Source organism: Meridianimarinicoccus zhengii (genome assembly GCF_003254465.1).
Classification (GTDB): domain Bacteria; phylum Pseudomonadota; class Alphaproteobacteria; order Rhodobacterales; family Rhodobacteraceae; genus Meridianimarinicoccus; species Meridianimarinicoccus zhengii.
Map to the genome: position 1 here is coordinate 1 of NZ_QDFI01000118.1, position 7,987 is coordinate 7,987.

Consider the following 7,987-nt stretch of genomic DNA (forward strand, 5'->3'; position numbering starts at 1 on the left):
CGGTGGCAGCAGCGCGTCGGGTGGCTGGGGTGTGCCGTCGAGTTCCGCCTTGAACCCGAGCAACGTGAGATCTTCGGGCAGCACCTCCAGCGCTGCGTTCACGATGGACAGGGCGCGCTCGGGTCCTTCCGTTGCGGCGGCGATGCGCACGCGCATCACCCATGCCTCCTGCCGTTGAGGATCGAGGCGCACGACCTCGGCGAAAGCGCGCTCGGCGGCGGCCATGTTGCGCAGCGTCAGCGACACGCCCGCAAGTTGCAGATGGGTTTCGGGGAAATCCAGCCGGCTGGTCATGGCCGACTGCCAGTCGCCCATGGCGGCGCTGAAATCCTCTGCGATCGGACCGGGGAAGCGGGCCACGGGCGCATCCAGCAGCGCGCGCGCCGCCGCGATCCGTACTGAGCGGACGGGGTCGTCGAGAAGATCGACAAGCCGGAGGACGCGCGCCTGCGCCGGGGCAGTGCGCTGATGGCCTGCCGCAGCAGCACGGAACAAGGGATCGGGATCTGACAGGAGCGGGGCGAGACGTTCGGCGGTCTCGGCATCTTCGGACTGTTCCAGCAGCCAAAGGGCGGTGGCCCGGACGATCCCCGGTTGACCACCATCCGCGGCAAGGTCGGCCAGGTCGCCCGCCGCGGCAGCCGGATCGGTCTGTCCGCGCGCGAGCGTCACGCCGTAATGGGGGCCGCGATGGGTGCCTTCGGGGAACCGCTTGGCGATCTCGCCCGCCGCCCAGGCCGCATCTCGGTCGCTGTGGCAGGTCGTGCAGGCATCGGGCGCGCCGGTGACGGACGCCAGATCGGGGCGCGGAACCCGGAACGAATGGTCAGCCCGCCAGTCGTTGCCCATGTAGACCTGTTCCGGCGCGTGGCAGGACATGCACTGGGCGCCGTCGCTGCCGGGTTCATGGAAGTGATGGGCGGGGGTGTCATACTCTGCCAGCGCCAGAGTGGGAAAGTCCGGGTTGCCGGCGGGTGAATGGCACTGGGTGCAGACGGCGTTGCCCTCGGCGATCACCTGCGCGGTATGCGCGTCGTGACAGTCGAGGCAGCCGACGCCCTTGGCATACATCTTCGATTGCAGGAACGAGCCATAGACATAGACCTCGTCGCTGATCTGCCCGTCGGCGTGGTAAAGGCCGGGGCGCAGCAGCGCGAGTCCATAGGCATCGTGATAGGGCGTGCCCGGCACGGGAGAGCCGTCATCATGGGCCTCGCGCCGGGAATGGCAGGTGGCGCATTGCTGGATCGTCGCCTCGGTCGTTGCGAAAGGCTGGCTGAAGCCGTGGTCTGCGCGCGGCTCCCGCGTGGTGTCCTGCGCCCAGTCGAGATGCGCCGATCCGGGACCATGGCAGGCTTCGCAGCCCACGCCGATCTCGGACTGGGTCGAGGCATAGCTGCGGGTCGCGGCATCGTAGTTCTTGTCGAAGCCCGTGGCGTGGCATTCCGCGCAGCGGGCGTTCCACGTCTTGTAAGGGCCGGTCCAGTGCAGCCCGTCATCGGGTGGCAGATCCTGGTCCGGGTAAAGGTGGAACCAGCCGCCCATTTCAGTGTCCCAGACCACGTCGAAGCTTTGGAGGCGCCCCGGTTCGGTTTCCAGCAGATATTGCTGGAGCGGTTCGATCCCGGCGACGGAGTGGACCCGGTAATCGGTGGTCACGCCGTCCTTTTCGGTGACAGTGACGAAATAGGCGTCGTCCTCGATCCGGAAGCGCGCGGTCATGCCGTCATGGGCGAACACCGTGCCGTCGAAATCGGCCACCACGGTTTCGGGCGACGGCCATGTCCAGGCCAGCGCGTGGTGCGACCCCCCCCAGGCCATTGCCGCATCGTCATGGCACGCCGTGCAGGTGCGGGAGCCGACGTAACCGGGTGTCGCCTGCGCAAAGGCAGGCTGGCCAAGGCAGGCGAGGATAGCGGGCAGGATCAGGGCAAGGCGGTGCATGCGGACCTTCGCGGATGGCGCGACCGATCTCCGGCCGCCGTGTCGTGAGACGGCATCACGCCGCGCCCGCGCGTGCGACCAAGCTGCGCACTCACCGCGAAGACCAGACCCGCGCCCAGTCCGCGGCCATGTCCACGATCAGCCAGCCCTTTCCCGGCCCCTCGTCGAGCCCGCGCGCCAGCGCGCCCACATGGCTGTCCCGGTCATAGGCGAATTCGCGGTCGGCGTCATTGTGGTGCACGATCATGCCGAAGAACGGGCCGTCCTGCGCCGAGCCGTAATCGAGCATGGCGAAATCACCATCCGAATTGCCGCCGATGAAGATCGGCACGGCGCCGATCTGCTGGTCGATGCCGACTGGCTTGCCGGCCTTGTCGTCGATGAAGCTCACGTCCGGGTCCTTCAGGATAACGCGGGCGTCTTCGTCATAGGTTGTCGCGGCGCGTGTGCCCACGACCTGCCAGGGCGGGACGTTGTAGGCGTCGGCGGCGAAGGCGCGGATGAAATGCACACCGCCGCCCGACACGATCCAGGTGGTGAACCCTTCGTCCCGCAGATACCGCAGCAACTCCAGCATGGGCTGATAGAGCATCGCGTCATAAGCCATGTCGGTTTCAGGATGACGGGCCGTGCCAAGCCAGTCGCGCACATCGGCCTGGAATTCCGGCACGGTCATACCCGAATGACTGACCGCGACGACCTCCAGCAGACCTTCCGCGCCGGCGGCGAGAACGGGGCCGAGATCGCCCGCGGCTGCCGCGCGCAGAACATCGGTGGTCAGGATCGACGGGTCCACCTCGGCCTTCTCGCGCAGGCGGTCGAGCGCGTAGAGAAACTGGAAATAGACCGGCTGTTCGGCCCAGAGTGTGCCATCGTTGTCGAAAGCCGCTATGCGGGCGGCCGGGGGGACGTAGTCGGGCGAGTCCGGGTCGGTCACGCTGTCCACGAAGGCGATGATGTCGGCCTTGGCATGGGTATCGGCCCATGAGGGCAGCGGATCGGCGAACGCCGGAGCGGCGCAGAGACCGGCGATGGCGGCGATACGGACGAACATGGGTGGCATCCTCGATCGGGCATGGCGTTGAGAGCGGGTCGCCGCGCGGGTGAGCGCGCGGCGACGGATGTTGCGGACGGTTACTGCGCGCCGCCGGGCTGGGACAGCTTCTCCATCACCCTGTCGAGGCTGAAGCTCGCCGCTTCCTGACGCGGCGGGTACTCCGCGAACGTGGCCAGGAACTGCCCGACATACTGCTGCGCGGGCACCAGCATGAAGGCGCGGTCGAGCATCCAGTCGTAGTAGGTGTTCGACGTGCGGTAGCCGCGTTCGTAGGGATCGCGCCGCAGGTTGAAGATGAGCGGCGTGCGCAGCGGCGTCAGCGGTTCGATCCATGCGCGCAGGGTGGCCCATTCGGTCTGCTCGAGGAAGGTGATCTTCCAGTCGCGGTAGCGCAGCGCCATCAGGTCGCCGTCGTCCGAGAAGTAGAAGATCTCCTGACGCGGACTTTCAACCGTTTCGCCGGTCAGCATCGGCAGGAGGTTGTAGCCGTCCAGATGCACCCGGTAGTCGCGCCCGGCCATGTCGGGCACCGTGATCCCTTCAAGCAGGTCGTCCTTGACCGTCTCGTTGCCTGCAGCGGCCAGGAACGTCGGCAACCAGTCCATGTGGTGCACGATCTCGTTGGACACGACGCCTTCCGCGATCTGCCCCGGCCAGCGCACCATCGCGGGCACGCGCCAGGCGCCCTCCCAGTTGGTGTTCTTCTCGCCCCAGAACGGCGTCATGCCGGCGTCGGGCCAGGTATTCATGTGCGGACCGTTGTCGGTGGAGTAGAACACGATGGTGTTGTCGGCGATGCCCAGCTCGTCGATCTTGTCGAGGAACTTGCCGATATCGGTGTCGTGTTCGATCATGCCGGCGGTGTATTCGTCGACCTGCTTGCCGACAGTCTCGTTCGCAAGTTCGCGGTTTTCGTCGCTGACATGGGTGCGGAAGTGCATCCGCGTGCCCGACCACCAGACGAACCACGGCGTGCCCGCGGCCGTTTGCTCCTCGATGAAGGCGATGGCGGCGTCGGAAGTCTCGTCGTCGACGACCCTCTGGCGTTCGATTGAGAGCGGGCCGGTGTCCTCGATTGTCTGGGTGATCTCGGTCTCGCCATAGCTGGCCGTGGAGCGGATCACGCCGCGCGGGCCGAACCGTTCAAGGAAGGTCTGGCCATTGGGCATGACCATGTCGCGGGGATAGTCCTCGTTCTCGGGCTCTTCCTCGGCGTTCAGGTGATAGAGGTTGCCGAAGAATTCGTCGAAGCCGTGGTTGGTCGGTAGATGCTCGTCCCGGTCGCCGAGGTGGTTCTTGCCGAACTGGCCGGTGGCGTAGCCTTCCGCCTTCAGCAGGCCCGCGATGGTGGGGTCCTCGGTCTGCATGCCTTCTTCGGCGCCGGGCAGACCGACCTTGGACAGCCCCGTGCGGAACACCGACTGACCCATGATGAAGGACGACCGGCCGGCTGTGCAGGACTGCTCGCCATAGTAGTCGGTGAACATCATGCCCTCGGCGGCGATCCGGTCGATGTTCGGCGTCTGGTAGCCCATCAGGCCGTGGGAATAGGCCGAGATGTTGGACTGGCCGATATCGTCGCCCCAGATCACGAGGATATTGGGCTGCTCTGCATCCTGCGCGTGGGCGGCGACCGCGCACAGGGCAAAGGCCAGCGTTGCGGATAATCTTGGAATGGTCATGGGGCGGTCTCTCCCTTGCAATCAGCGCCCGAAGGCACGGGACGTCCGGGCAAGGGGCCGCGTGCCGCACAATCGGCTTGGCCCATCAGCCATGACGTTAAAGAAAGCCTGCCCCAACCGGGAAAGGGCTGAATAGTTGGACCATGGGCCAACCGGTCGTGGATCATGCCGCGCCGTCTCCCCGCCGCGCGAGGAAATTCTCGATGTCCCAAGGCTGGATCGGCTTTCGGAGAAAGCAGGCCGCACCGGCGGAGAGACACGCGTCCGCAGCGCCCGGCGTTTCCAAACCCGACATCACGAGAATGTGGACACCCGGCCAGCGCGCACGGATGCGCGCGACCAGCGGCGGCCCCCCGATACCCGGCATGTGCAGATCGAGCAGCACATCCGAAGGCGGCCGGGGACCGATGCCATAGAGGAGAGCATTTCCGGACCCGAAGGCCTGCGCCTCGTGGCCCAATGCGCGCACGAGGCGGCAAAGCGCTTTGCATACGCCCGGATCGTCATCGACGATGGCAACGAAATGCGATGGCTGGTCCATTGTCCGAACGATACGCGGCGCGGCGACCCTGCGACAGTTGGACCGAAGACCAATGCAGCCTCAACGCAGGTCGCGGTTGCGGACGACCATCGTGACCAGTTCCGCAAACGTCCCCGCGCCCATCTTGCGCATCACGCGGGCCCGGTGGACCTTCACCGTCTTCTCGACGATGTCGAGCTCCGCCGCGATCTGCTTGTTGAGCCGCCCCGCGACCGTCCCGTCGAGCACCTCGCGTTCGCGCGGCGTGAGCGTGGCGAGCCGCGCGGCGAAAACATCCGCTTCGGCTTGTTTGGCGCGGCGCGCGCGATCGAGTGCAAGCGCTCGTTCGACCGCTGAAAGCAGCGCATCCGCACCGATGGGTTTCGTCAGATAGTCCACCGCGCCATCCTTCAGCGCGAGAACGCTGGACGCGATGTCGCCCTCACCCGTGAGAAAGATCACCGGCAGGCACGCCCCCTCTTTCTTGAGCCAGCCCTGGACGGCATGGCCGTCCGCGCAAGGAAGCTTGCGGTCCAGCACCAGACATCCAGCCAACCGGCGGTCGAAGCGGTCATAGAAGTGCGCGGCGCTGCCATGTGCCATGGTTCTGTGCCCCGCAACGGACAGAAGCCGGCCGAGCGACTTCAGCAATGCCGGATCGTCGTCGACGATATGGACGATCGCGGCATCGTTCATCGGGCTCTGTCCAGTGGCAAGGTAAGGACGGCCCGTGCACCCCGTTCTGCGGCTTCGAACGCGAGGCTGCCATTATGTGCCTCTGCTATGGTCCTGCAGATCGCCAGACCCATGCCAAGACCGCCGTCCTTCGTGGTTGCGAAAGGACGGAACGGGTCTTCCGCGATCTCTCTGGCGAGGCCGGGACCACTGTCATGGACGATGAGGGCGCACGTTCCGTCATCACGTTCGACTGTCTCCACGGACAGGCCGCGTGTCGCGGGTGGCTGGTTTGCCATCGCCTCCATCCCGTTCAACATCAGGTTGACGACAATCTGCTGCAACTGGGAGGCATCCCCCAAGACGACCAATGGACGCGGGGCGGTGCGCAGCGCGACGCGAAGGCCACGCATCAGGGCCTCGCTTCGGGTCAGATCGACCACCGACCTGACCACGACATTCAGATCGAACGGGGCGCGGTCAAGCGTCCCCCGGCCCATCAGCGCGCGAAGGTCGGAAATGATCTTCGCCGCTCGTCGGTCCTGCTGCGCGATATCGTCGAGTATCTCGGTCACCGTGTCGATGTCGGGCGGGAAGCGGCGCAGGAGCATCGCCCCAGCCTCGGCATCTGCAAGGATCGCAGTCAAAGGCTGGTTGAGCTCGTGCGTGATGGCGCCGGACAAGGCCCCGAGCTGGGACACGCGCGACAGGCGCGCAAGTTCCAGCCGCTGGGCGACAAGATCGGCCTGCGCGGCCTTCCACCGGCGGCCCTGAACCACCAGCGCAGCGATCGTCATCGTCTGGGCAAGCAGGATCGCCGCGGCCGAAAGAATGATCCATCGGTAGCGTTCCCAGAACGTCGCCTCGTAGTTCAGAAGGACCGCATCATCGGGAAGGCGCGCAGGATCGAGCCCGTAACGGTTTAGTTCATCCCAGTCGATGACGGGTGCGCGGGGTACGGGAACGATCGTGCCCGGGCTGGCAGCACCCGCGATCACGTCGTGCGCAAGCGCGCCGAGTGTTCGACCGATCACCTCGAAGGGTTCGACCACGCCGCCGACGATGCCGGCGCCGGTATCCAGGCCGCTGTCGTCGAAAAACGTGCGGTAGACGCTCCAAGTCGGAGCGCCTGAAACACTGGCGATGGCCTTGGCCGCTTCGGCCGGGATGAAGCGCGCGCCCTCGGCATCCTCGAAGATCGTGAGGATGATCAATATCGTATCGGGATCCAGGCGGCCCGCCGCACTCTTGAATTCCGACAGGGTCAGCCCGCTCACGAACTCTATGTCGAGGCCACGCGCGCCGGACAATGTCGCGCGTGCAAAGCGCTGCCAGCTATCGTCGAACGCGGCGGACCCCGTGAAGACCACGAGCCGCGAGGCATCCGGCTGCACGCGACGGGCAAGCGCCACCGTGGCGTCCAGATCGAAGAAGCTTTCTACAATATGGACATCCTCCGAAAGCGGCAGGTCATAGGACCTTGCGGTCACGCCTGCGGCGATCACCGGCGTGTCTGGCGCAAACCGCGCCCTGTGATCCCGCACGAGGCGCAGCGCCGCCGGACCGATTGCCAGAACCGCATCCAGCGAACCGTTGCCGTATTTCCGTTCCAGCATGTCCACGAAACGGGCGTCTTCCGCATCGCCGGGAAACTGCTGCAGTCCCCGAAACTCCGTGAGAAGTTCGTATCGCGGCTCGAAGACTGCATCCAAGGCGGTGCGCAACCCCTCCGCCACGCCGATATTGGCCGTAAGGGTGCTGCTGTCGGAGTAGATGGCCAGAATGCGCGGCTGGTCTCTTTCGTCAGCCGACTGCGCCGATGCACATGTGCCAGTCACGAGCCAGAGCACCAAGCCGAACCGGACAAGAGACAGGAAAAGTGCGGCCATCGTGTCCCGACACTCCATGCAAAGGTTGCATCAGTTCAGCGGCACCGTAGGCCGTCGCATCGTGTTGCGGCAAAATCTTTTTTTCGACATTCCTGTTGCCCCACGGCTGCATGCAGAATGTCATGTCCGGCGACGTCGGACCGCCACACGTGCATCGGTGTCGCATCGCCGTCTCGGCATTGATCAATCTTTGCGAGGCGCTTTCCCGTTGGCACGCATG

General features: G+C 65.6%; 6 protein-coding genes. All 6 read right to left on the reverse strand.

The window, feature by feature from the left end:
- On the reverse strand, nucleotides 1–1,944 hold a 1,944-nt coding region (locus DDE13_RS21205; RefSeq protein ID WP_111406213.1), incomplete at its 3' end, for a cytochrome c3 family protein.
- A gap of 91 nt (nucleotides 1,945–2,035) precedes the next feature.
- Nucleotides 2,036–2,998 (reverse strand): HAD family hydrolase, encoded by a 963-nt coding sequence (locus DDE13_RS21210; RefSeq protein WP_111406214.1) that lies wholly within the window; start codon nucleotides 2,996–2,998, stop codon nucleotides 2,036–2,038.
- 80 nt (nucleotides 2,999–3,078) lie between these two features.
- Complete coding sequence (locus tag DDE13_RS21215; RefSeq protein ID WP_111406215.1) at nucleotides 3,079–4,683, reverse strand: arylsulfatase; 1,605 nt, start codon at nucleotides 4,681–4,683, stop codon at nucleotides 3,079–3,081.
- Nucleotides 4,684–4,846: 163 nt separating this feature from the next.
- The gene (locus DDE13_RS21220) at nucleotides 4,847–5,224 is read right to left on the reverse strand and encodes a response regulator (RefSeq protein ID WP_111406216.1); all 378 of its coding nucleotides are present in this window, start codon (nucleotides 5,222–5,224) and stop codon (nucleotides 4,847–4,849) included.
- 60 nt (nucleotides 5,225–5,284) lie between these two features.
- Entirely contained in the window at nucleotides 5,285–5,899 is a 615-nt protein-coding gene (locus tag DDE13_RS21225; RefSeq protein ID WP_111406217.1) for a response regulator transcription factor, read from the reverse strand.
- Nucleotides 5,896–7,767, reverse strand: coding sequence for an ATP-binding protein (locus tag DDE13_RS21230; protein WP_162631155.1), 1,872 nt, complete (start codon nucleotides 7,765–7,767; stop codon nucleotides 5,896–5,898). Before DDE13_RS21230 ends, DDE13_RS21225 begins: the two co-directional genes overlap by 4 nt.
- Nucleotides 7,768–7,987: the final 220 nt, after the last annotated feature.